This is a genomic window from Rheinheimera baltica DSM 14885 (assembly GCF_000425345.1).
GTDB lineage: Bacteria > Pseudomonadota > Gammaproteobacteria > Enterobacterales > Alteromonadaceae > Alishewanella > Alishewanella baltica.
This window is the reverse complement of the sequence record NZ_AUDG01000030.1, coordinates 1-24,803: the sequence shown is the minus strand read 5'-3', so window position 1 is coordinate 24,803 and position 24,803 is coordinate 1. Positions and strand designations below refer to the sequence as shown.

The following is a 24,803-nucleotide window of genomic DNA, read 5'->3' as shown; positions in this document are numbered from 1 at the left end:
CACCCAATGAGAGTAGTTAACACCCTGCTTATCGTCATAATTCTGAGCCTTGCGCCACTTAGCCTGCACGCGCAATCCTCGAAAGACAATCAAGCCAAGGCTTATTATTTTGTCGCCCTAGAAGCCTTTGAAGCAAAGCAATACGATGAAGTACTGGCATCGATTAAAAACGTCGAGGACCTGCTCGGCAGCAGCAATGCACGATTGTCTGCCTTAAAGGTAAAAACCTACTTTGAGCAAAACAAATTGGATAAAGCCAAAGCCGAACTCGATACTTTTTTTAGTTACCAATCAAGTGATGAGCAAGGCCGAGAAATGGCCTCTTATTTGCGTAAAATAGAGAGTGCTAAAGCGCAAATAGAAAAAGAGAAGGAAGCAGAGGCAGCAAAGTTGCTGAAATTAAAAGCAGAAAAAGAGGCTGAAATAGCTAGGTTAGTCAAAACACTGGGGATGGTAACCATCCCTGCAGGCAGTTTTATGATGGGCAGTAATTATGATACTTATTATTTTGGTATTCAGGACACAAAACCTGTTCACCAGGTAAATATAAACACTTTTAAACTAATGGAAGGCGAGGTCACATTTGCCCAGTGGGATGCCTGTATCAGTGCTGGGGGTTGTTGGCACAAACCGGATGATGAGGGTTGGGGTAGAGGTAACCGCCCGGTTATCAAAGTCAGCTATAACGATATCACCCAGCAGTTTATTCCTTGGCTAAATAAACTTACCGGCCAAACCTATCGCCTGCCGAGCGAAGCGGAATGGGAATACGCCGCGCGCGCAGGCTCCACCACAAAATACAGCTGGGGCGATAGTATTAATTGCTCACTGGCTCGATATGGTCAGTCTTCTTATAAAGACGGTGGCGAATGCGGTAAAGGTGGAAAAACCGTGCCGGTCAAAAGTTATCAGGCTAACGCTTTTGGTCTTTACGACATGCATGGCAATGTGGGGGAGTGGATCCAAGATTGCTGGAACGAAAATTATAACGGCGCACCGAGCAATGGCCAAGCCTGGACAAGTGGAGACTGTGCAAAACGGGTTAAGCGCGGTGGCTCCTGGGCCATGGATTCGAACTACCAGCGTTCTGCTGGTCGCGACTACATTTCCTTAAAGACACGTCTCTGGGGTCTCGGCTTTCGTTTAGCCCAGGACATTCAGTGAGCAACGCGAGCGTATACTTTTGCGTGCAGCGCTTTATTCTGTATCTCTAATAAAAAGATAGTAAAAAGAAAAACACGGAGAGTCACACAATGAGAGTAGTTAACACCTTGCTTATCAGCATACTATTAAGCCTTGCACCACTTAGCCTGCACGCGCAATCCTCGAAAGACAATCAAGCCAAGGCTTATTATTTTGTCGCCCTAGAAGCCTTTGAGGCCAAGCAATACGATGAAGTACTGGCATCGATTAAAAACGTCGAGGACCTGCTCGGCAGCAGCAATGCACGATTGTCTGCCTTAAAGGTAAAAACCTACTTTGAGCAAAACAAATTGGATAAAGCCAAAGCCGAGCTAGACCGGTTTTTTAGCTATCAGTCTAGCGATGAGCAAGGCCGAGAAATGGCCTCTTATTTGCGTAAAATAAACAGCGCAATTGAATTAGAAAAGAATAGTGGCGCATTAAAAAGTAAGTTTGGCATTGGCATGATAACCATCCCCGCAGGTAGTTCTATGATGGGCAGTAATGATGGTGATGCTGACGAACAGCCCATCCATCGAGTAACTATCAATGCTTTTAAATTAATGGAAAGTGAAGTGACCTTTGCCATGTGGGATGCCTGTGTGGCCGCAGGGGGCTGTAGCCACAAACCAGATGATGGAGCCTGGGGCAGAGGTAATCGCCCGGTGATAAATGTGAGTTGGAATGATGTTACAACGGAATTTGTTCCTTGGCTTAATCGCGCCACAGGCCAAACCTTTCGCCTGCCCAGTGAGGCAGAGTGGGAGTATGCGGCGCGTGCGGGTAGCACCACTCAGTACAGTTGGGGCAACGACGTAGGGCGTAACAATGCCAACTGTGATGGTTGTGGCAGTCAGTGGGATGACAAACAAACAGCGCCGGTTAAAAGCTTTAGGCCCAACGCCTTTGGTTTATATGACATGCACGGTAACGTGTGGGAGTGGACACAGGATTGCTGGAATGACAGCTACAGTGGTGCCCCCAGTACTGGCAGCGCCTGGCAAGCTGGCGATTGTTCACGCCGTGTGGTGCGGGGCGGCTCCTGGTACAATGCTCCGTCCGGCTTGCGTTCGGCTTTCCGCAACTGGCCTTCGGCCTCTGTTCGCTCCTCCTCCCGCGGCTTTCGTTTAGCCCAGGACCTTCAGTGAGCGCAGCGAGCGTATCCTTTTGCGCGCAGCGCTTTATGCTTTGTCCTTTTTTAGATTTAAAGCGCAGTAGATGGATAATAAAACAAGTTTGAACAGCATACCCGCGTAGCGGGTACGATTTTTCACAGGAAGATGATGCCCGCTGAGTTACAACACTTTGGGTTAAGGCTCCACCCGCATGAAGGGCGTGAGCAGGTGTTTGAGTTATTGGTTGATTACCAGCCATATTTACCTGTGCTGAGTGATTATGAAACCGCTTTTGCTGGCAGAATAGCGGGCGACTACCAACCAGGCTTAAGTTTAAAATCACTTATTGATAACAGTAGTAAAGTAGTGCCCTTTGTATGCACCTGCCCCGACCCATTTTGTTGGTTTATCACCGTAACCGTTGAGATAATAAAAGACATTAACGCCGATTATGTGATGTGGCACCGCTGGCGCAATCCGTTTCGTGCAGATAAAAACAAAGCCTCGCAAGGCCTGTTTTGGAATTATTCAGGCTTACCGCCTTTGGTGTTTGCCTATGATCAATACCACGCTGAAATAGAACGGGCGCGTCTGTTAGTCACTCAAGGCGAATAAAGTAGAAGAATATAAGCTGCTTATAAGCCAGCGTGGCTGCTAGCTTTTTCGCCAGCGGGCAATCAGGCTCCAACTGCCCAGGACAATAACACCGGCGACAAATCCTGTGAAACCGTCAAATAACAACGATATAAACCAGCTGAGTGCCGGGGCGGCTTGCAGCACAGCTAATGACAGATGGAGAAGCACGGTAATGTTATGGCTAAGGATACCGCCACCGACCAGAAACATCGCCAGAGTACCTATAATACCCAGCGCCTTCATCAGTAGTGGCGCCGCTATTAGCAATCCCCGACCCAGCATGCGTTGTATGTTATTCCACTTGCCGCTAACTGCTTTTCTAAGCAGGTATAAACCCGCGTCATCCATTTTCACTATTGCCGCCACCAGACCGTAAACGCCTATAGTGATCGCAATACAAACAGCACTGAGCACGCCTACCTGAGTAATAAAATCGGCTTGTTTTACGCTGCCAAGTGCAATGACCACAATCTCGGCAGACAGAATAAAGTCAGTACGAATTGCGCCTTTTATTTTTTCTTTTTCCAGCGCAACAATGTCGATATTGTCATCTGCTAACGCCTTAAGTCGGGTTTCACGCTCCACCGGCGATTGATGCAGGAAAAACCGGTGTATAACTTTTTCTGCGCCCTCATAACATAGATATAAACCGCCCAGAATAAGCAACACGGTGATGAGTACCGGTAAAAAGGCGCTTATCAGCAATGCTGCTGGAACTAAAATAAGTTTGTTGAGAAAAGAACCTTTTGCTACCGCCCACACCACGGGAATTTCCCGCTCAGGTTTAACACCAGTCACCTGATTTGCGTTTAACGCCAGATCGTCGCCCAGCACACCTGCGGTTTTCTTAACTGCCACTTTTGACAGCACGGCGACGTCGTCAAGCAAAGTAGCAATGTCATCAATGAGGGCGAGAAGATTAGCTGCAGCCACAAATAAATCCTTTTATTATCAATAAATATTTCAGCATAATGAGGTTAGCCGGATTTGTACATGTTATGTTGCAGCTATTGGCGACATGGCACATCACGGTATATTACGGTTATAGCTGTGTTGTCCGAAAACCACGTTGTGGCAATTATAATATTGAAAATATAGGTAAGTTTAGAGCCAAAACCGAATAGGAGTTTGTATGCGAATGCTACATACCATGCTACGCGTGGGTAACCTGGAAAAATCTATCGCCTTTTACACTGAAGTATTGGGCATGAAACTATTACGGCAGTCGGAAAATACCGAATACAAATACACGCTGGCCTTTGTTGGTTATGGCGATGAAAGTGAGCACACTGTGCTGGAGCTAACTTACAACTGGGATACCGACAGTTACGATTTAGGCAATGCTTATGGCCATATCGCGCTGGAAGTTGAAAATGTGTATGAAGCTTGCGATAAAATTCGTGCCAAAGGCGGCGTAATAAGCCGTGAGCCCGGTCCGGTAAAAGGCGGCAGCACAGAAATTGCTTTTGTACGTGACCCCGACAACTACGCTATTGAATTGATCCAAAAGAAAGAACGTTATGAAACGCTATAATATCCGCCACAGGCCAGAGATTCTATGATCTGTGGCCTTATCATAAGTTTTTACGCATCTTCCAGGGTAATCAGTACTTTTTCATTTAGCGACATCGCCAGATTATTGTCGTAATACGCCGCTTCGTTAATAAAGGTAGGGTACACCGTAACATCGCCGTCGTAACAAATTTCAGAGCCGTCAAACAAAGTAAATATTGGATCACCCGGGTTTATCGGTTGGTAGTCATTGTCTTGCACATTTTTATGTACCATACCAATACGTTCGCCTTTTTCATTCATCGGTAATTTGATGCTATGTAAATAACGAAACGCTTCAGTGTGCTTGGGTAGTTCAGGCAAACTATTACTATTGTATAACTCAACGAAATCGAGGATATGTTGTGTCATCGTGTGCATCAATTCCAGAATATCCTGACGCAAAACGGATTGAGATTGCGGCCCTACTTCAACCAAAATCCCATAGCGGCCTACTGTACACATTAACGCATGGTCTTCTGCGGCGAAATGATCTTCATCCCGTGAGATGATGGCTTCTGGCATCACCATTTTGACATAAGCCGCCAGCCGATTATAAAACGGCCCGGCTTGCGTTAAAATTAAGCAAGCGCCCATATTGCTGGTGGTGTTATGTAAATCGATCAACAGATCAGTTTTGGCGTTGCCCTTAGGCCCCAACTGCGCATTTAATACTTTAGCGCGGCTTTGTTCATAGTTGGCGAGCGCCGGATTACTTAAATCAGCATTTTTGAACTGCCGATTTAAATCTGCGTGCAAATAACGTTTATTGGCGTAATGCGCTTCAGGGTTAGCCCAAACAAGCTCGGTATTAAAGCTGTTCCGTGTGGCGAATCGAGGAAAAGCCTGGTACTTTTTAATTAAATAAATACCCGAAAATTCATTGCCATGCACCCCGCCAACAATAGCGACCTGATTAATTTTGTCTGTCATCGTAATTACCATTCATTCGTGTTGAGCTAAGCATTAAGCTTAGCCTAAAGTATTGAAACGATTATGAACAGCTTTAAGCAGAAAGAGAATAGAAGTTGAATTTAAATTCGAATTAAAAGAATATAAATTCAATTATGCTGCAGGTTGGGCTAATTTGAGATCACTGTCAGACAAACGCACTAACTCGTTGTGAATAATTTGCGTTGCCTGGCATGTACATTTACCGCATTGACTCCCTGCCCCCGTGCACATTCTTAACTCGCGCATAGTGGTTATACCATCAGCTACTTTTTGCTTTATGGTTTTATCAGTCACCGCTTTACAAAGACAAACGTACATAATAGTGCCTCATCAGTTAGACAAAATTATTTTAATACTATTAAGAACTATTATCAATAGTATTTATAAACTGGAGCTATTCGTAATAAAAACGCCAGCGAATGCTGGCGTTCTGTAATTGCAGTTAATTTGGTTTGTTTTAACGAAATAACACTTTTTCTTGTTGAAACCAATGCACGCAAAATGCAATTGCCGCAGTGGCTAACGCAATGGTTGAAGCAAAAATTAACGCTAACAAACCATAATCAGCGGTGCCTTTTATTAACTCTTTAATGGCCAATGCCACATTCATAATAGGCACTAATGCGGTTATGGCCGTTAATTCAACACCGGGCATCATTGCCGCAACTAACGGCAAAAATATGAAAATTGATAATGGGCTAATGTAATTTTGCGCTTCTTTAAAGGTTCTGGCATAAATAGAAATAGCCAATAACAGTGCCGCAAACACTGCAGAAATGGGTAGCAACAACGAAAATATTAAAATAAGCTCAGTAATTGCGATTGCGGACATAGCCTCTTGCACCACCGCCATACCGCCTAAGGAGCCAATAACTGCGCCCCAAATACCAAAGCTGGCAACGGTAATAAGCGCCCCCACTAAGCCCGTTGTCAGCACGGTTAAAAACTTACCTAAAACAATACTGACCCGGCTAATTGGACAAATTAGTAAGGTTTCCAACGTACCACGCTCTTTCTCGCCGGCCCCCATATCAATAGCCGGGTACGATGCTCCTAACAAACACAACGGAATTAAAATATACGCAATTAGCGCACCGAACTTTTCACCGATATTTTCGCGTTTAGCAGCGGTATCTACCTTCTGAACATCAACAGGTTTGATAATGGCGCTTAATTTGGTTTGATCTACATTGAGCTGGGTTAATGCCGCACGCTGTAAGGTTTCATTATAATCAGACATCATTTCGTTAAAGTAACGATACATAAAATCGAATTGTGATGACTGGTTATAAATAATTTGCCATTTAGACTGTTCAACTTGTTGGCGCTTAGTCGCAAAATCAGCAGGTATCACCACAGCAACATCAAACTCATCATTGCGTATGGCTTCTATTAAATCAGCTTCAGATGTTTTATCTGAGTTAACTTGTTTAAAATTTTTATGATAAAACACCTTTTCAGCAAAATCAGGCGCTTGATCGGCATTTACAATGACATAGCGGTGTTCTTCCTGCATTGCTTTACTGGTCGTGCTAGACAACACTAATCCCATAACACCAAAGATAACCGGGAAGATGAAAATTGGTAACAAGATTACAAAAATCAGCGTCTTTTTATCCCGCATTAGTTCGGTAAGCTCTTTAAAATAAACCTGCCACATTATGCTGCTCCTTGCTGTTGGGTTATAACACTGCCTTGTAACACGGATAAAAACGCATCACGCAAATCGCCATTGTCAGACAACGCTCTAAACTGGCCAATGTCGCCACTAAACGCACTTACGCCTTTATCAATTACCACCACCCGGTCACACAAGGACGCAACTTCGTCTAAATGATGAGTAGAGAAAATAACGGGTGTACCAGCAGCTTTTAAGCCTTTGATAAAATCCAATACCGTTTGCACGGTCATAATATCCAGCCCTGTTGTAGGCTCGTCCAGAATAACGACTTTAGGCCCGTGCACAACGGCACGCGCAATAGCGGTCTTTTGCTTCATACCCGTAGACATATTATCCGCGCGGCGATTGGCAAAGTCATGCATGTTTAACAAGGTAAATAGCTCATCAATACGTTGCTTTAGGGCCTCTTCTTTCATGCCATGTAAACGGCCAAAATAAGCAATATTTTCAAAGGCAGTCAGCTTGCCATATAAGCCGGTGTCGGCAGATAAAAAGCCAATTTGTTGCCTGGCTTTAACGGGCTGCTTTAACACATCGACACCATTTAATAACACTGAGCCAGCATCTGGCTTTAGTGCTGTTGATAGCATACGCAGCGTAGTGGTTTTACCGGCACCATTTGGCCCGAGCAAACCCAACACCTCACCCGGCCCACAGCTAAAGCTAACATTACGCACTGAATGAAACGCGTCTTTGCTATAACGTACATCTTGTTTTTCGGTGTCAGATAATTTGCTGCTTTTACCAAGCGCAAAAGCCTTGGCTAGCTCCTGAATTTCTATCATGTAACCATCCTGTCGTTATAATTCTACATTTAATTATCAAGAAGACTCAGATCAGAAGCAATTAGTTGATGAAATTTAAGGCAAATAAACTGTAAGCAGTTGTTTGTAATTAGCCAAGTTCCATACTCACTATGATAACGGGGCTCATTGTACTTTAATAAGTTCCATCAATAGTGTTAACTTACTATTAGCACACGTACTGCTATCATTACACCCGTTTTAGAGCCATGCGTAACCCAATAGCTATTTGTTACTCGGTTTCTACTTTTACAACGTCTTTTAAAAAATATAAGGACTGTTATGCGTTTTTTGTTACTCATTTTACTATTTTTAACCAGCACTGTGCTTCTGGCCGAAGTGGATCACCCGCTGGTAGGGGCTTATCCCGGAACTTCGATTAAAAGCTACGCCGTGACAAATTATGCTGAAATAGTGCTGCCACTTAATAAAATCACCGACAACGCCGAATTTAGTAGCAAGTCAATTCTGGGTAAGCACACCGGCCATATTTACTTTATTGAAGGCGAACATTCGCCACTGCAAATAGCTGAAAATTATCTCGATGTTGTAAAACGCTTGGGAGGAAAGCTGATTTTGGTTTGTCGTTCTGACTGCGGAAGAAATTTTTCTGATGAATTATTAAAAAGCCGACATTGGACACGTAACGTTTTTCTTAGCATGGCTACCTTTTCGCAAGGCAGTAACGAGCATTATTATATTCTGGCGCAGCTAGGGCCTGATACACATCCTACTTACATACAATGGTTCATTAGACAACCTTATGGCGACAGAGTTGAAATTGGCCAAATAATTAGCGAGCCTCAGCAATTACAACTGGGGCTGGTAACTATTTCGCCTGAAGCATTAAGCAATTCGCCAGGTAGCAGCCCAGCTGCAACCAGTTTAGGGCCAGATAGCGCTAAAGGTGGTGACCACCCGCTTATTTCACGTTATGCCGGCGCTAAGCTTACCCACCGTACTGACACCGAATATACCGAAGTGCGGCTACCAACCGGTATTGCCAATAATAACAAGCAGGTTCCACATTTAACGCTGGCAGGTAAGTCTACCCTGTTGCACTACGAAGCCAGTAAAGATCAGTCTACCTTGCAGGTGTTTCGTAATTACCAACAGGCGCTTAAGGATGCTGGCTTTAACATTTTATTTAGCTGTGAGCACCAAAGCTGTGGCGATGAACAACGTAAATTATTGTGGCAAGGCAGCCCCGATTGGAATCGTTTTAAAAGTTATTTAAGTAATAGTAACGATAAAGATGATGACTACCGCATGCTAACAGCCCATAAAACAGTAAACAAACAAGACATCTACCTGTCGATATATGTACTAAAAGCGAGTGGCTCAACCAATGTGAATATCGCACACGATATTGTTGAGCTAAGCAGCATGCAAACTAACCGCGTCAGTATTGACACCGCCTACCTGCAAAACGAGCTAAGCCGCAGCGGTAAAGTGGTATTGCATGGCTTACATTTTGCCACCGACAGCGCCAGCTTGTTGGCAGAATCGGATACTGCTTTAGCAGTTATTACCGACTACCTGAAAACCCATCCATCGCAGCAGTTTTATGTGGTGGGCCATACTGATAACAGCGGTAGCCATAGCCACAATATACAACTGTCTAAAGCACGCGCTAACAGCGTGTTGCAGGCTCTAATTAAACAAGGCATTAGTACCGAGCGGTTATTAGCAGAAGGTGTTGGCGCCATGTCACCACAGCAGCACAATGCCAATACCGAGGGTAAAGCCGCTAACCGCCGGGTAGAGCTGGTTTTACGTTAAACGGTACTGTGCCGCTTGGGGCGAAAGTAATCCTGATTACTATAAAATTGCGGCTGCTGGTTGGCCGCATACCATAGCGGCACACCTAACAACGGCAAAGGTGTTAACTGTGATTTATTTAACAAATCACCTTGGGTTATTTGTCTTACTAACTGCTCATCCACATACGCATAAGCTTGGGGTAATGGCCATTGGCAAAAACCGCTTGGTACTTCAACAAACAATGCTTTTGCCGTTAAGCCAATAAAAGGGGCTGTCGCCATTTCATATAGTGCATGGCCAAAAATCATTGGCCGTATGCCTTGCCACCAGTCGTGACGTTTATTAATAAAACTGTGCTGCCATTGATGTTCTCGAAGCAGGTTAGCATGTTCATAAGTACTGGGTTGCAAACAAATGACTAAGCCGCATTCATCAAACAACGTGAGCTTATTACGTAACTTGCTACGTTGCTTTAATCCGTGTTCAGTTATTTCGTTGATATGCAGCTTATTGAGTAAACTTTTGGTCTTTGGAAACAAACTCCAGATTAAAGCACCAAAAAAGTCATGCCAATTTTGCCGCCGGGTTGGCACCCGCTTAGTTGCATAAATATATTCTTCATAATAGCGACCATCTGCACTGAGCTCATCGTTATCAACAAAGGTAACAGCGGTATGTTGCGCGCATTGGTTCAACCAGTTTAGATCTGGCCAGTGCTTGAGCTGGCAAACATTAAAACACTGACACAGGTCGTTAAAGATGCTGTTGCTATTTAACACAGTGGCATCCCAGTGCAGTGGTGGCATAAAACGGTTTTTTACATCAGTTTTTTGCATAAGCATTATTTTCTGTTGCTGTGGCTGAAAGTTCTCAGCATGAATTACTTACAAAAAGCGCGAAAAAGCGCTTGCAATTTTACCATGGCATGGCACATTCAAGGGGTGCGTTTAGACGTACATACTGCCAAATTACCCGCGTAGGTTGAAATCTATAGGGTACAAAATGTGTTTACACTAAATTAATTAATAGAGGTTATCATGTGTTCGATATTCGGGGTGCTTGACATCAAAACTGATGTTAAAGCCTTGCGCCAACAAGCGCTACAGTTATCCAAGTTATTACGTCACCGCGGGCCAGATTGGTCTGGCGTGTGGAATAACGACAATGCCATTTTAGTGCACGAGCGCCTGGCAATTGTAGATACTGAAAATGGAGCCCAACCCCTTATCAATGATAATCGAAATCACATTCTGGCAGTGAATGGTGAAATCTACAATCATAAGGCGCTGGAAAAACAACTTGGCGAGCCTTATCCATTCAAAACAAAGTCAGATTGTGAAGTGATATTACCACTGTATTTGGAGCATGGCGTCGAGTTTATTGACATGCTACAAGGGATGTTTGCATTTATTCTGTATGACGCAGAGCAAAACCGATACCTGATAGCACGCGACCATATTGGTATAATTCCACTGTATTATGGCTATGATGAACATGGTCAATTGTTTGTCGCCTCGGAGCTAAAAGCATTAGTACCGGTTTGTAAACAAATTAAAGAATTCCCGCCAGGCCACTACTTTGATAGTAAAGTTGGTGAGCTACGCAAGTATTATCAACGTGACTGGCAAAGCTTTGATGCAGTAAAAGACAACCCTGCCAGCCTGGAAGAGCTTAAAGCGGCGTTGGAGAATAGCGTTAAAACGCATTTGATGTCAGACGTACCTTACGGGGTATTACTGTCGGGGGGCTTAGACTCGTCGTTAACGTCAGTTATTGCCCAGCAATACGCCAAACGCCGGGTAGAAGATGACGACCAAAGCGAAGCCTGGTGGCCACGGTTACACTCGTTTGCTGTTGGCCTTGCCGGATCACCGGATTTAATTGCCGCGCAAAAAGTCGCTGATGCCATTGGCACAGTGCACCATACGGTGCATTTTACTGTGCAAGAAGGCTTAGATTCATTACGCGATGTGATTTACTTCCTGGAAACTTACGATGTAACCACCATTCGCGCCTCTACCCCTATGTACTTAATGGCGCGTAAAATTAAAGCCATGGGCATTAAAATGGTATTGTCGGGTGAAGGCTCAGACGAACTATTTGGTGGTTATTTGTACTTCCATAAGGCGCCGAATGCGAAAGAGTTTCATGAAGAAACGCTGCGCAAACTTGACCGGCTACATATGTTCGACTGCAACCGTGCTAACAAAGCGATGTCGGCTTGGGGTATTGAAGCCCGGGTACCATTTTTAGACAAAGAATTTATGGACGTGGCCATGCGCTTAAACCCACAAGCCAAAATGTGTGGTGGCGGCAAAATGGAGAAACACTTTTTACGCCAGGCGTTTGATGGTGTGTTGCCTGACGAAATACTGTGGCGGCAAAAAGAGCAGTTTTCAGACGGTGTAGGTTACAGCTGGATTGATAGCTTAAAAGCCCATGCTGAAAAAGAAGTGTCGGATCAGCAAATGGCTACTGCCAGCTTCCGTTTCCCCATCAATACCCCAGATAGCAAAGAAGCTTATTACTATCGGGTCATTTTTGAAGAGCACTTCCCACATGCGGGCGCTATTGCCTGTGTACCTGGCGGTAAATCAGTAGCTTGCTCTACGCCAGAAGCCTTAGCGTGGGATGAAAAAATGGCACAAATGACCGATCCATCAGGTCGTGCGGTGCGGGACGTTCACACTCAAGCTTACTAAAGCTTAACCTTATACAAAATCAAAGGCCACGCTATTGCGTGGCCTTTTTGCTTTAGATTTTTTAATTACTCAATTTGAGCAGAGCCTAATCGGGTATCTTGTTTTTGCTCTTTGCTACGAAACAGGTTTTTCACATCTTCTAGTATTACGTACAGCGCCGGTATTAGCACTAAGGTAATTACAGTCGCAAACAAAATACCAAAGGCCAGGGATACTGCCATCGGCACCACTATTTTAGCTTGCAAGCTACGCTCTAACACAATGGGTGCCAAACCTACAAAGGTAGTCAGCGATGTCAGTAAGATGGCTCTAAAGCGCTGCGAGCCGGCTTGAGACACTGCATCTCGCACTGATAACCCCTCTTCCCTCGCTCGGTTAACAAAATCCACCATAACCAAAGAATCGTTCACGACAACGCCAGCGAGGGCAACTAAGCCAAACACTGACATAATACTCATGCTCAACCCCAGTACCATATGGCCAATTACCGCTCCCACCAAACCAAATGGAATGACACTCATTATTATCAGCGGTTGGCTGTATGATTTTAACGGAATAGCCATTAACCCGTAGATACAAAACAGTGCAAAGATACCCGCTTTAATTAAGTCGGCTTGCGCATCCATTTCATCCTGACTTGCACCGTCTAGCTCACCGGTTACCCCTTCATATTTGTCACTAATTTGCGGAATAAAGTCGCGTTGCATCTCGCCAATAACTTTACCCGGTTCAACTGTCGCCTTGTCTACAGCCGCGGTTACGGTAACAGCACGTTCACCATTAACACGATTTATTGCGCTATAGCTTGGCTGCAAGGTGTAACTGGCAACCTGAGCAAACGGAATTTCACCACCCCCGGCAGTACGGATACGCATATTTTCCAAGCTGCCAATAGAGCTTCGCTCATTGCGTGGATAACGCACCATCACTTTTACTTCTTCGCCATCGCGCTGCATACGCTGTGCTTCAGCACCATAAAAACCATATCGAACCTGACGTGCAACATCAGCTAGTGTTAAACCCAACAAATGCGCTTCCGGTTTAAGCTCTAATACAATTTCGTCGTTGCCGCCAAGCAAATTATCTTCAATGTCATACACACCGGCATATTCCGCTAACTTTGCTTTTAGCTCTTCCGTTGCCAGTTTAAGGTTATCCAGGTTTGAACCTCGTAGCTGCAATGCTACATCACTGCCACCACCGCCACCGGTTGCCGCATCAATTTTAAATGCTTTTAAACCCGGAATTTCTGGCATTTCTTCGCGCCAGCGATTGGCAATTTCAAAACCGTCGATTTCACGACCTTCGCTTTTCTCAAGCTCCACCACCATTTGACCGGCCGTGTCACCATTTAAGAAAACTAAACGGTGCTTAACAATATCTTCATCAAACTCAGCATTGAGCTTTTCGTTAGCTCGCATAAGCGCAGCTTCAGCTTCACGCATGGCATTTACGGTTGCCGCATTTGAAGACCCGTCCTGCATCGTCAAGTTTGCATTGATAAAATCACTTGGGATATTGGGGAAAAACACCCAGCGCACAAAGCCGCCACCCAGTACACCAAACATTAAGATCAGCATGGCAAAAAAAGCGGCCATAGTGACATAGCGATAACGAATGCAGCGTTCAACAAACGGCTGGTAGGTATTGTAAATAAAACGATTCATCACATTTGAAACCGATAGGCGAACGCGTTTTAAGCCATTGCTGCAGGCACGGCCCATGCTGTAAAACAGGCCTTTGCGATCCGGATCCCACGGTTTAGTGTCCATATTGACAATGTGTGATGGTAGAATCATTTTTGACTCTACCAATGAGAAAATTAAACACAGCACAACGACCCAGGCAATGGAACCCCAAATAGGCGCCTGTGCCCCACCGACCATAAGCATTGGTGTAAAGGCTGCAATAGTGGTGAGTACACCAAAAGTGGCGGGCATAGCGACCTTTTTCGCACCGGCTATTACGGCCTCAGCTGACTTACCACGTTTTTCAATTTCACTGTAGGCACTTTCCCCGATAATAATGGCATCATCCACCACTATCCCCAACACCAGGATGAAACCAAATAAACTGATCATATTGATAGAAACATTAAACAACGGCAGGGGTAACATCGCCATTGCCCCGAGGAAACACACTGGGATCCCAACCATTACCCAAAAGGCTATACGAAACTCGAGGAATAACGTTAATGCAAGCAATACCAAAAAAGCTCCCATTAACAAGTTATTGCTCATCAAGTCTAACCGGCCTTGAAGGTAATAACTTGCATCGCCCCAGTGCGCTATGGACACAGACGATGGCAGGTCTTTTTGCTTTTTCTCAACATACTGTTTAACTTGTTCGGCAATTTTAAGGGTATTGTCATCACCGACAGCGTCAACACGAATAGATATCGAGTTTTTACCATCAAAGGTTGATAAATCTTCGCGCTCTATAAAGCCATCGTTAATCACGGCAATGTCGTTTAACGACAAGCGCGTACCATCAGCAAAGGTCAGCAGCACAATGTTTTCAAAGTCTTGGGCAAAATATGCCTGACCTTTAGTACGCAGTAAAATATTACCACTTTCTGCTTTTATTGAACCGCCTGGCAAATCGACCGAGCTACCACGAATGGCCGTTACCACCTGGTCAAAAGTTAAGCCATACTCTTTAAGCTTGGCTTCAGAAAGTTCAATAGACACTTCATAATCGCGCGCGCCAATAACATCTACTTTGCTTACGCCGGGAAGCTTTTTCACTTCATCACGTACGTCTTTTGCTAACTCTTTTAACGTGCGCTCGCTGGCATCACCATATAGCGATAACCACATAACATTACTTTGAAAACGAACCCGATAAACTACCGGCTTTTCGGTTTGCTCTGGCAAAGAAGAAATGGCTGAAACTTGCGTTTTAATCTCATCCATAACCTCTTGCACGTTATAGTTACTGGCAATTTCAGCCCGAACCGTTGCTAAACCTTCTACAGCAGTAGAACGAATTCGCTTGATACCATTAACCCCACGTAAACTCTCTTCTATTTTATCAATAACACCCGTTTCAACCTCTTGAGGTGCAGCCCCTAAGTAAGGCACACGGATGTTAACTTGCTCCAGCACAATTTCAGGGAAAATTTGTTTTTTAATAGTAAATAAAGATGCTACACCAGCGACCAAAATAATCGCCATTAGCAGGTTGGCTGCGACGCTATTGCGCGCGAACCACGCGATAATGCCTTTGTTAGTATCCATACCTTACTCCTTTACCTGACTGGTAAGCGCTGTGGCCTCCTCTGAAGCGGCGTCGTCGGCAACCTGTTCATCCGTGTCGCCCGAAACACGCACCACAGTTCCAGCCAGTGGGTTAGCAATAGCAGACACGGCTAAGCGGTCACCGTCTAAAAAACCACTGCGTACATAGGCATGACGTTCGTCACTGCGCTCTAAAACAACAGGCCGGAACTGCAGTTGACTATCTTTATCAACCACCAAAACCTGTTGCTGTGCTAATAACAAATAGCGCGGCACTACAATAACATTGGTTGTGGCATCACCCAGAATCTCTGCCTGAACAAAGCGGCCAAAGCGAAGCGGTGTTTTGTCTGGCGAATTACGCTGATACGGGTCTTGCACTTGCGCTACCGCATAGATAACGCGGCTGCGTTCATCTAAAACACCCTCTGTACGCACTAATTTCGCAGGCCACTGCACCACTTCACCAGAAACCGTAGCGGTAAGTGTGACATCAGGCTTAACTGAATCGTCTGCAAAGTCGGGTAGCTGAATAAAACCTGCATCATTGTCCGTTAATGGTAAGCGAATTTCGGCTACATCAGTGCCATAAATGGTGCCGACACTGCTACCACGGGTAATGAACTGTCCCAGGTTTGCATTTCGGCTTTTCACCAAACCTGCGTATGGGGCTCTGATTTCGGTGCGGGCCAAATCACGGTTTGCACGCTCTAACTCTGCCTCAGCAGAACGAACGGTTGCTAGTGCACTGGCTAATTGCGGGCGGCGTAATCCTAATTCTGGCGCCGTTCCATCAGTAAATGAACGCCATTCTTCTTCTGCTACACGACCACGGGCTTTTTCTTCCTCTAAAGCCGCTTGCGCATTAGCTAAACTCGCCTGTGCTGCCTTTACATTGGTTAAATAGTCAGATTGCTCTACCCGAACCAGTAAATCGCCTTCGTTAAAAAAACCGCCCTCGATAAAATTGTCCGCCACCTCAACAATGCGTCCATTAACCTCAGAACTTAAATTAGTTTCTAAACGCGGTTTTACGGTACCTTGCGACCGAATTTTATAGACCAAATCTTCGGTTTGGATAGTCTCAGCATTAACCAGAACAGACTGACGCTGCTCCTCTTTTTTCTCAGGTGGTTTACGCATACTTATTAGGGCGCTTGATGCCACCACAGCCAACACAATGATGACGACTGGAACTGCAATTTTGATAACTTTTGATGCCATGACAATTTCCATGATGCTATTTACTTAGCGCTATACTAAAACGCTTACCTATTAAAGTAACCTACTGAATGTTACGCTTTGTATCTGTAGAGTTTAGGTTAGGCTGGCAAACCCGGACAGTTGATGCATAAGATCATTGCAGGTTGGCATCATCACCCCCAGTGTTTTCAAGCTTTGAACACAACAAAAAGACAAAAACCGTCTGCATCCCCATCCTGCTGAAAACACATTTAAGTAATATCTTGTTACAACTGCACTTAAAAAGTTTCGCTTTATGTATCATTAAAATCAGTTATATCGTTCACTCAAACTATTATTTGCACTGGATAAGAAAATTCCCTATGGTATTTCAACCAGCGGCATGTTCATATTTTCACCATAATAAAACCGCATAATTTCAAAGACACTGACAGACGTATTGAATTTTAACCATTATGTTGAGGGAATAATTATGAGTATTAATAAGCAATATCTAAAAACCAAACCGCTGTGCAAAGTCACTTTTACCCTACCTGCACAGAGGCTGGAGAAAATAGAGAACGTCGCTTTGCTTGGAGAGTTTAACGACTGGGATCCGCAAGCATTACCGATGAAAAAAAGTAAATCGGGTGACTTTACTGCAACGTTAAATTTGGAAAAAAACAAAGAATACCAGTTTCGCTACCTGGTCAATGGCGGTACCTGGCTAAATGATGAAGCGGCTGACAGTTACCAACCCTCGCCGGTATCTTACGATAACAACTCTGTCGTTCGACTTTAGATGCTAACGCAATAGAAAAAGGGCGCCGCAGCGCCCTTTTGTTTATCTGCGACCTGTTAGCACTTTTGTAATACTAAACACCCCACTGAATATCCGGCACCAAACGAACATAAAATGGCAAAATCGTCCGCGTTGAGCCCTTGTTTATTTTTATGAAATGCAATAATTGAACCTGCCGAAGCTGTATTAGCATACGTGTCCAAAACCAGTGGCGCCTCTTCGGGCAAAGGATCTCGGCCCAGTATCTTTTTCGCCGCAAAAATATTCATATTGATATTGGCTTGATGCAACCACAATCGTTTTAATTGCTCAGGGGCAACGTGTTGCGCGGCCATCTCACCAAGAATAACATCGGCTACGATTGGCAGTAGCTCTTTGAACACTTTTCGGCCTTGTTGTTTAAAAAAAGGCACCATCGGATCTGCGGGCAAACAATGCTCGGTATAACCCACATCGCATCGTATGTTGTTGGAAAACTCTGTTTTTAATCGCATACCGTTAATTCGCCACGCATTGTCACTGCTGCAGGTGTCTTCGCCTTCAATAATGGTCGCAGTACACACATCGCCAAAGATAAAATGACTGTCGCGGCTACGATAGTTCACCTGAGGTGAAGCAAATTCAGGGTTAACCACCAATACCACTTTGGCGGTACCACCTCGAATGGCATTTACGGCATTACTAATAGCAAACGTTGCAGACGAACAGGCCACATTCATATCGAATGCATAGCCTGCAGCACCCAGTTGTTGTTGTAATTCAATAGATAACGCAGGATACGGCCGTTGTATGTTGGACGCGGCACAAATAATTAAATCGATATCAGCTGCTGTTTTGTTTGCTTGAGCCATGGCTTCATGCGCGGCAACCAACGCCATTTCAACCATTTCTGGCAGTTGATCTTCATTACGTCGTTCAAACACCGGACGCATAATAGCGGGGTCAAGAATACCGTCTTTGTACAACACGTGGCGGGATTTAATGCCAGAGGCTTTTTCAATAAATTCGCAGCTGGAATGCTCCAAGCTTGTGACGTCACCTTCAGCAATCCCGTTGACATTTTCCTGATTAAACTGATCAACATACTGATTGTAGCTGGACACCAGCTCCTCATTTGTAATCGTCTGCGCTGGTGTATATAAGCCAGAACCGCTAATAACCACATTCTTCATCTCTAGGGCCTTGTTCTTGACAGCATTTGTTACCATCTTATATGTGTGGGCAGTATAACTGAATTTAGGTGACGATATAAAACGCTGAAATAACAACTCCAGTATTCAGTACCCGTTTATGCAAGCTGGTATACAGTAACGCCATGTCTGAGCCGTAATAGGCTCGCTTTTGCTTTTTTCATGATTTTCAGGACAACACTCTTCTTATGTCGATGACCCGCTTGCTCAATAGTACGTTGCTGCTAACCATGTTAACAGTAAGCGGTATGGCTATTGCACAGGCTAAGTTAACACTGCAAATAAAAGGCGTTAAGGGCCCGTTAAAAGCGAATGTAGACATTTATTTGCAAAAATTTCGTGACACCGAATTTAGCGCCGGAATGCGCTTTTATACTGAACTGGAACAAGAGTCCCGAACAGCGTTAGAAGCATTGGGGTATTACCATAGTAAAATTAGCATAGATGCCTCTCCCGAATCACCACATGCTTTAACAGTAAATATTGAAGCCGGAGAACCCGTTCGTATTGCACAGGCTGATATTCAGTTACTTGGCGAGGCGTCCTCCGATGCTGATTTTATACAAAATCTGCAACAACAAGGCCCTGCCAAAGGTCAAGTTTTACATCATGGTCAATACGAGGGTTTTAAGCGTGCCTTGCAAAATCTGGCACTGCGAAAAGGCTATTTTGACGCACAGTTTCGCCTAACCCGAATTGACGTTGCTGCAGAGCTTAATCAGGCATTTGTGCATGTACATTTTGATGCCGGCAGCCGTTATCAATTTGGTGAAGTGCGTTTTGAAGGCAACCAAATTGAAACGGCACGCTTGCAGTCTATGCTTCCATTTTCCACTGGAGACAAGTACCAAGCTAGTAAATTAGGTGAATTAAATCAAGCACTCGCTGCAAGCGCCTGGTTTTCCTCTATTTTGGTTGAGGGAGAAACAGATAATATGACCCAGTTTGCTTTACCTATTAAAGTTACACTGGAACCTGAGCGTCGAAATATCATTGAAACCGGTATTGGCTACTCGACTAATGACGGACCACGATTAAAGTTAAACTGGTTAAAGCCCTGGCTAAATAAGGCAGGACATAGCCTACGTTCGGACTTGTCCGTGTCTGAAAAAGAGCAAAGCATTGAGGCCGGATACAAGTTGCCTCTGGCGTCGGTAGCCACAGATTTTTATCAATTGCAACTCGGGTTTCGACATCGTGATCGTGATGACACTGAAAGTCAGGAATTGAATCTGTTGCTTGAGCGTTACTGGTTAATCAGTGATGACTGGTATCGTACAGCATCCATCCGCTGGCTTTATGAAGACTTTATACAAGCTGATCAGCGCGACAACATCAGCCTGATTATGCCTGGGATCAGCTATAGCCGCAGCAGGCGAAAAGGCGGCGCTTTGCCCTACTCAGCTGACAGACTGTCTTTGCGGGTTGAAGTATCGAATGAAGCCTGGGGTTCTGATGCCAGTTTTGTCCGGCTTCGTGGCCGCGCAGGTTGGATAGGCAATGCGGGTGACAATCATCGCTTTGTCACCCGACTCGATGGTGGTGCCATTTTAATGGAGACGCTGTTAAACCTACCGCCTTCATTGCGCTTTTTTGCCGGCGGAGATAATAGTATCAGAGGCTATGGCTATGAGTCGGTTGCGCCGCGAAATGAAGCAGGCGAACTTACCGGTGGCCGTTACATGTTAACTGGTACGGTAGAATATCAATACCGGTTAACAGGCAATTGGTGGCTTGCCGCGTTTACTGATTATGGTAGCGCCTGGGATGATACACCCGACTGGGTGCGCGGTTTGGGTGCAGGTGTGCTCTGGGCCTCCCCTATTGGCCCGGTTAGACTGGATTTTGGCTTTGGTCTTGATAAACCCAACGGCGAAAGCGCATTTCAACTGCATTTTTCGCTAGGGCCTGAAATATGAATTGGCAACGCACTACACATCTCACTAGACGCAGCCTGAAATGGATGCACTGGACAGTTGTCCTGCCTATTCTACTGTTGCTTCTGCTAGTTGCCTCATTATTGTTTAGTGCACCGGGCTTGCGACTAAATCTATGGCTGGCCGAGCACCTGGTTGAAGGATTTACCGTAGAAAGTAGCAGCGGAAGTTTGCTTGGCGGGCATGTACTACACAATATACGTTTCCAACAAAATAATATTGAGTTTACCTTGCAGCGCTCTGCATTGCAGATTAACAGCCGCTGTTTGCTTAGCTTGTCTGCTTGTGTAGAAAGGCTATCGCTATCAGGCTTAACATTGACGGTCTTAGCTAATGACAGTACCACTAACCACGGTACCTTCAAAGAGGAAGCCCCAAGCACAGCAGCAACTATCCCCTCGTTATGGTTACCCTTCCCACTCACTATCACACAATTTACGGTTGACGATGCCATCGTTACGACCCCGTCAATGCAGTTAACATGGCAGGGCTTTAATACGGGGCTCGCCGCATGGGGGGATAAAATTCAGCTTAGCCGGCCAACCTTTGAGCAAGTCCGACTAACCTTACCTGAGCAACCAAAAACGCCTGACACTGTGCCATTTCGTTATCAACCACTGGTGTTACCCGAACTTACTATGCCAATGCGGCTATTTATCGACCACTTTACGGTGCGCGATGCGACATTGGTCCAACAAGGTCGTAAACAACACCTCACGGAACTAAACCTATCGTTACAATGGCAGCAACAACAACTACAAATACTGCAACTGGATGCCTTTCATACCGACGCAACATTGCATGCCAACGCCGCAGTAACGACAACAGGGCCGTATTCACTTCAAGCCGATGTTAGGTTGTTACTGACCAACGCTGATCTCAACGGCCAACAGCTTTCACTAACTTCAAACGGTGATCTGGCAACGCTCAATCTTAGCGCCCGTTCTACCGGGCCTGTTGCTGCAACGCTTGATGCAACACTTAACTTATTGCAACCCGACCTACCACATCAATTAAAGGTGTATAGCGATAAAGTACAATGGCCCATTGTGTCTTCACAGCCAGATATTGTATTGCAAGGCACTGAGTTTGCATTACACGGTGACTTGCAGCGTAGCCTTTTTAGTGGTCATACTGATGCAATTGCTAATAGTGCGCCTAATGTTAACGCTGAATTTGCCGGCACGGCCGGGCTTAATGGTGTTGAAATTGAACAACTGCTTTTAAAGACATTAGACGGGCAAATTACCACCAGCGCACATCTTGATTGGCAAAACGGTATTCAATGGCAGGGGCAGGCCACAGTAAAACAGGTAAAACCCGGCGCTTACTGGCCAGAATATTCCGGCTTACTCAATGGCTCGATGCATTTTACCGGCCAGCTCACCGCCGACAATAGTTGGCAAATAGCGTTAAACCAATTGAAGTTAGATGGCACCTTACGTGACTATATATTTAACCTGGATGGCACTTTTTATGCCGAAGATAGCAGCGGCACGGGAGATTATCAGTTCAGCACCCCGGGTTTAACACTGCGACATGCTGACAATGCCGTATCCGTACAGGGGCGCTTGCAACAAGACTGGCAACTGCAAATTAATGTCGATATTCCTGATTTAAAACAGTCACTTAATGCAGAAGGCGGAGCAGTAGATGGTCAATTTACACTCAGTGGGCCACGTGCACAGCCAAAGTTTAATGGCGCATTAAACATTGACAACCTGCTGTGGCAAGACCTTAGCATTACGCAATTAAGCCTAACGTCTGACATATGGCTGGATAATGCCAGAAAATACAATGTAATCATTAGCATTGACGCCAGTGATGCAAAATACCAACACCAATTACTGCAGCAATTTAGTCTAACTCTAAACGGAAATGAGCAGCAGCATCAGCTTAATATGGCGTTGATAAGTCAGGAACATCAAGCTGAACTTGCGCTAGCTGGCTCGCTGTCTTCTGACCAACAGCATTGGCAAGGTGAATTGCTACAGGCAAAAATAAACAGTTTACTGGGTGCCTGGCAGCTACAGAAAACAGCGCCGATGCAGTTTTCGCTGCAGCAGCAACGCTTTGAACTTGCAGCACATTGCTGGCAACAGCAAGATAGTAATATCTGCCTAACCAAGCCCCTAAGTATCAGTGAATCTAAGTTTGATTTAGCACTTCACATTACGGAGTTTGATTTAGACACACTCGCTGAATTAATGCCTTACGGTACTGCCCTTAACGGCGATATAAATGCGCAGTTAACCGCGAACTGGCAGAAGAATTCACTTCCCAAGGCTACGCTAAACCTGACCGGTAAAGCAGGAGGTTTTAGTCAGCAGCTGGATAAACCGTTAAGGTTAGACTGGCGCCAACTCACGCTCTCCAGCGCTTTGGCTAACGATAACATTAACAATACACTACATATCAATTTTAACGACGAATCGACACTGAATAGTGATGTGAAAATTAGCGGACTGCAACAAGGTAGCCGGCAATTGCAAGGCGAGTTGAAGTTACGCCAGTTCACCCTACAGTTTTTACAACCTCTGTTGGGGGAGTTAACAGAACTCAGCGGTGTGCTATCAAGCGATATAAAGTTGGCAGGAAACGTGGATACACCAGAAGTTACCGGTGATATCAACCTTAGCCAGGGACGAATTAAAGGCAAGCTAGCACCGGCTGATATCGACAATGCCGAGATTGCATTAACATTTGCTGGCCAGGAAGCTAAAATGGCAGGCCTACTCGACACGCCCAGTGGCCGAATCGACATTACTGGTAGCGCAAGCTGGCAGCAACTATCGGATTGGCAGGCATCGGTTAATATTAAGGGTGATACGCTTAAATTGCAGGTTCCGCAAGCCAGATTACAACTAGCGCCCGACTTAACTCTGCACGCCAGCCCTCAGCTAACACGCCTGACCGGTACAGTAAATATTCCGACAGCAACAATCAATATCAATAGCCTGCCCAAAGAGGCGATAGAGCTGTCTGACGACGTGATATTAGTGGATACCCAACTACAGCCGTTACCGCAAAATGCTAAATCGACTTTTATGTTCGAAACAGATATCAATGTGTTGCTTGGAAACAACGTCAAACTATCCGCTTTTGGTTTAAAAACGTTGTTAAACGGTAACCTTCGTGTGCGCCAGCAAGCACAACAACCGCTGTTGGTGCATGGTGATGTCAATTTACGCAACGGTACGTTCCGCGCCTATGGCCAAGATTTGCTGATCCGCAAAGGTAAAATGACTTTCAATGGACCATCTGATCAACCCTTCTTGAACATTGAAGCCATACGCAATCCAGAAAATATGGAAGACGATGTTATTGCCGGTATCCGGGTTAATGGTTCGGTGGATGATCTTAGCGTTGCAATATTTTCAGAACCGGCAAAAGCACAGGCTAATGCACTGTCGTATTTATTGTTGGGACGAGATATGGAAAGCGGCTCAGGTAGCTCAGGCAATGCAATAACAACTAGCCTGATCGGTATGACACTCGCATCAAGTAGCAAGGTTGTAGGTGAAATAGGTGAGGCATTTGGCTTACAGAATCTCACGTTAGACACCGCCGGCGCGGGCGATGATTCTAAGGTGACAGTCAGTGGCTATCTATCCCGCGATTTACAGGTTAAATACGGCTACGGCATTTTTAATGCCGTAGGAGAGTTTACTCTGCGTTATCGTGTAATGCGGCGATTATATCTGGAAGCCGTTTCAGGCTTGGATGAGGCTGTAGACTTACTCTACAAATTTGAGTTTGATTAGGGCTTGTTGATCTTTCGAGATGGATTATTAGACAGCATGATGGGCTGGTACAATTACTTTCGCCAAAAACTAACCATGACAACCCATCATGCCAAGGACAATGTTAACAGACGAGTGCTGGTCAAAGCTAATCAGATTGATGCTTAAAACAGGCCGCATTTATGACAAACCGGAACACAGAAATACTTTCGAAGGCATTTTGTACCGGATGCGGGTCGGTTGCCCATGGCGCGATGTGCCAGAAACTTTTGGAGATTGGAGCGCCATCTACCGGCGTTTTAACTTGTGGTCTAAAAAAGGC

Annotated in this window: 19 protein-coding genes; 10 read left to right on the top strand and 9 right to left on the bottom strand. The window is 45.1% G+C overall.

Annotated features, from left to right (window positions below; genetic code table 11):
* Window positions 1-6: 6 nt before the first annotated feature.
* The 3 genes from H595_RS22175 to H595_RS0111345 all read left to right on the top strand — a co-directional run bounded on the left by H595_RS22175 (window position 7) and on the right by H595_RS0111345 (window position 2,912).
* Window positions 7-1,164 (top strand): SUMF1/EgtB/PvdO family nonheme iron enzyme, encoded by a 1,158-nt coding sequence (locus tag H595_RS22175; protein ID WP_051219850.1) that lies wholly within the window; start codon window positions 7-9, stop codon window positions 1,162-1,164.
* An 89-nt stretch (window positions 1,165-1,253) separates the two neighbouring features.
* Window positions 1,254-2,330: an SUMF1/EgtB/PvdO family nonheme iron enzyme gene (locus H595_RS23480; protein WP_051219849.1), complete on the top strand. Its 1,077-nt coding sequence runs from the start codon at window positions 1,254-1,256 to the stop codon at window positions 2,328-2,330.
* Window positions 2,331-2,465: 135 nt separating this feature from the next.
* The gene (locus H595_RS0111345) at window positions 2,466-2,912 is read left to right on the top strand and encodes a hypothetical protein (protein WP_027671325.1); all 447 of its coding nucleotides are present in this window, start codon (window positions 2,466-2,468) and stop codon (window positions 2,910-2,912) included.
* Between the two features lie 39 nt (window positions 2,913-2,951).
* Here H595_RS0111345 and H595_RS0111340 read toward each other — a convergent pair whose 3' ends face one another.
* A complete protein-coding gene (locus H595_RS0111340; protein ID WP_027671324.1) occupies window positions 2,952-3,866 on the bottom strand; it encodes a DUF808 domain-containing protein in 915 nt (304 codons plus the stop codon).
* 199 nt (window positions 3,867-4,065) lie between these two features.
* On the opposite strand from H595_RS0111340, the gene gloA reads away from it, so the two are divergent.
* Entirely contained in the window at window positions 4,066-4,467 is a 402-nt protein-coding gene (gene gloA / locus H595_RS0111335) for a lactoylglutathione lyase (protein WP_027671323.1), read from the top strand.
* Window positions 4,468-4,517: 50 nt separating this feature from the next.
* Here the strand turns inward: gloA and H595_RS0111330 are convergent, their stop codons facing one another.
* The 4 genes from H595_RS0111330 to H595_RS0111320 form a co-directional block, all read right to left on the bottom strand.
* A complete protein-coding gene (locus tag H595_RS0111330) occupies window positions 4,518-5,417 on the bottom strand; it encodes an aspartoacylase (RefSeq protein WP_027671322.1) in 900 nt (299 codons plus the stop codon).
* 132 nt (window positions 5,418-5,549) lie between these two features.
* Window positions 5,550-5,756 (bottom strand): bacterioferritin-associated ferredoxin, encoded by a 207-nt coding sequence (locus H595_RS23845; RefSeq protein ID WP_084153583.1) that lies wholly within the window; start codon window positions 5,754-5,756, stop codon window positions 5,550-5,552.
* A 139-nt stretch (window positions 5,757-5,895) separates the two neighbouring features.
* The gene (locus tag H595_RS0111325; RefSeq protein WP_027671321.1) at window positions 5,896-7,098 is read right to left on the bottom strand and encodes an ABC transporter permease; all 1,203 of its coding nucleotides are present in this window, start codon (window positions 7,096-7,098) and stop codon (window positions 5,896-5,898) included.
* The gene (locus H595_RS0111320; protein ID WP_027671320.1) at window positions 7,098-7,904 is read right to left on the bottom strand and encodes an ATP-binding cassette domain-containing protein; all 807 of its coding nucleotides are present in this window, start codon (window positions 7,902-7,904) and stop codon (window positions 7,098-7,100) included. The genes H595_RS0111325 and H595_RS0111320 overlap by 1 nt, the downstream gene beginning before the upstream one ends.
* Before the next feature lie 300 nt (window positions 7,905-8,204).
* Here H595_RS0111320 and H595_RS0111315 point away from each other — a divergent pair, with 300 nt between their 5' ends.
* Window positions 8,205-9,704: an OmpA family protein gene (locus H595_RS0111315; protein WP_027671319.1), complete on the top strand. Its 1,500-nt coding sequence runs from the start codon at window positions 8,205-8,207 to the stop codon at window positions 9,702-9,704.
* Here the strand turns inward: H595_RS0111315 and H595_RS0111310 are convergent.
* Window positions 9,701-10,522, bottom strand: a complete 822-nt coding sequence (locus tag H595_RS0111310; RefSeq protein ID WP_027671318.1) for a DUF3025 domain-containing protein — start codon at window positions 10,520-10,522, stop codon at window positions 9,701-9,703. The two genes, H595_RS0111315 and H595_RS0111310, sit on opposite strands and share 4 nt — an antisense overlap.
* 201 nt (window positions 10,523-10,723) lie before the next feature.
* On the opposite strand from H595_RS0111310, the gene asnB reads away from it, so the two are divergent.
* Complete coding sequence (gene asnB / locus H595_RS0111305; protein ID WP_027671317.1) at window positions 10,724-12,388, top strand: asparagine synthase B; 1,665 nt, start codon at window positions 10,724-10,726, stop codon at window positions 12,386-12,388.
* A gap of 65 nt (window positions 12,389-12,453) precedes the next feature.
* Here the strand turns inward: asnB and H595_RS0111300 are convergent, their stop codons facing one another.
* Window positions 12,454-15,627 (bottom strand): efflux RND transporter permease subunit, encoded by a 3,174-nt coding sequence (locus H595_RS0111300; protein ID WP_027671316.1) that lies wholly within the window; start codon window positions 15,625-15,627, stop codon window positions 12,454-12,456.
* 3 nt (window positions 15,628-15,630) lie between these two features.
* Window positions 15,631-16,851, bottom strand: coding sequence for an efflux RND transporter periplasmic adaptor subunit (locus H595_RS0111295; RefSeq protein WP_027671315.1), 1,221 nt, complete (start codon window positions 16,849-16,851; stop codon window positions 15,631-15,633).
* 451 nt (window positions 16,852-17,302) lie between these two features.
* Between H595_RS0111295 and H595_RS0111290 the strand changes: the two genes are divergently transcribed.
* The gene (locus H595_RS0111290) at window positions 17,303-17,611 is read left to right on the top strand and encodes an isoamylase early set domain-containing protein (RefSeq protein WP_027671314.1); all 309 of its coding nucleotides are present in this window, start codon (window positions 17,303-17,305) and stop codon (window positions 17,609-17,611) included.
* Window positions 17,612-17,667: 56 nt separating this feature from the next.
* Here H595_RS0111290 and H595_RS0111285 read toward each other — a convergent pair whose 3' ends face one another.
* Window positions 17,668-18,783 carry a beta-ketoacyl-ACP synthase III gene (locus H595_RS0111285; protein ID WP_027671313.1) on the bottom strand — a complete coding sequence of 372 codons (1,116 nt, stop codon included), beginning with the start codon at window positions 18,781-18,783 and terminating at the stop codon, window positions 17,668-17,670.
* A 206-nt stretch (window positions 18,784-18,989) separates the two neighbouring features.
* On the opposite strand from H595_RS0111285, the gene tamA reads away from it, so the two are divergent.
* The 3 genes from tamA to H595_RS23840 form a co-directional block, all read left to right on the top strand.
* Window positions 18,990-20,720, top strand: a complete 1,731-nt coding sequence (gene tamA, locus H595_RS0111280; RefSeq protein ID WP_051219848.1) for an autotransporter assembly complex protein TamA — start codon at window positions 18,990-18,992, stop codon at window positions 20,718-20,720.
* Complete coding sequence (tamB, locus tag H595_RS0111275) at window positions 20,717-24,502, top strand: autotransporter assembly complex protein TamB (RefSeq protein WP_027671311.1); 3,786 nt, start codon at window positions 20,717-20,719, stop codon at window positions 24,500-24,502. Before tamA ends, tamB begins: the two co-directional genes overlap by 4 nt.
* An 88-nt stretch (window positions 24,503-24,590) precedes the next feature.
* Window positions 24,591-24,803: transposase (locus tag H595_RS23840; RefSeq protein WP_156885966.1), on the top strand; the 213-nt coding region annotated here is incomplete at its 3' end.

Coding starts and splice junctions, on each gene's coding strand:
- H595_RS22175 (WP_051219850.1), top strand. CDS start 7: ATGAGAGTAGTTAACACCCTGCTTATCGTCATAATTCTGAGCCTTGCG.
- H595_RS23480 (WP_051219849.1), top strand. CDS start 1,254: ATGAGAGTAGTTAACACCTTGCTTATCAGCATACTATTAAGCCTTGCA.
- H595_RS0111345 (WP_027671325.1), top strand. CDS start 2,466: ATGCCCGCTGAGTTACAACACTTTGGGTTAAGGCTCCACCCGCATGAA.
- gloA (WP_027671323.1), top strand. CDS start 4,066: ATGCGAATGCTACATACCATGCTACGCGTGGGTAACCTGGAAAAATCT.
- H595_RS0111330 (WP_027671322.1), bottom strand. CDS start 5,417: ATGACAGACAAAATTAATCAGGTCGCTATTGTTGGCGGGGTGCATGGC.
- H595_RS23845 (WP_084153583.1), bottom strand. CDS start 5,756: ATGTACGTTTGTCTTTGTAAAGCGGTGACTGATAAAACCATAAAGCAA.
- H595_RS0111325 (WP_027671321.1), bottom strand. CDS start 7,098: ATGTGGCAGGTTTATTTTAAAGAGCTTACCGAACTAATGCGGGATAAA.
- H595_RS0111320 (WP_027671320.1), bottom strand. CDS start 7,904: ATGATAGAAATTCAGGAGCTAGCCAAGGCTTTTGCGCTTGGTAAAAGC.
- H595_RS0111315 (WP_027671319.1), top strand. CDS start 8,205: ATGCGTTTTTTGTTACTCATTTTACTATTTTTAACCAGCACTGTGCTT.
- H595_RS0111310 (WP_027671318.1), bottom strand. CDS start 10,522: ATGCAAAAAACTGATGTAAAAAACCGTTTTATGCCACCACTGCACTGG.
- asnB (WP_027671317.1), top strand. CDS start 10,724: ATGTGTTCGATATTCGGGGTGCTTGACATCAAAACTGATGTTAAAGCC.
- H595_RS0111300 (WP_027671316.1), bottom strand. CDS start 15,627: ATGGATACTAACAAAGGCATTATCGCGTGGTTCGCGCGCAATAGCGTC.
- H595_RS0111295 (WP_027671315.1), bottom strand. CDS start 16,851: ATGGCATCAAAAGTTATCAAAATTGCAGTTCCAGTCGTCATCATTGTG.
- H595_RS0111290 (WP_027671314.1), top strand. CDS start 17,303: ATGAGTATTAATAAGCAATATCTAAAAACCAAACCGCTGTGCAAAGTC.
- H595_RS0111285 (WP_027671313.1), bottom strand. CDS start 18,783: ATGAAGAATGTGGTTATTAGCGGTTCTGGCTTATATACACCAGCGCAG.
- tamA (WP_051219848.1), top strand. CDS start 18,990: ATGTCGATGACCCGCTTGCTCAATAGTACGTTGCTGCTAACCATGTTA.
- tamB (WP_027671311.1), top strand. CDS start 20,717: ATGAATTGGCAACGCACTACACATCTCACTAGACGCAGCCTGAAATGG.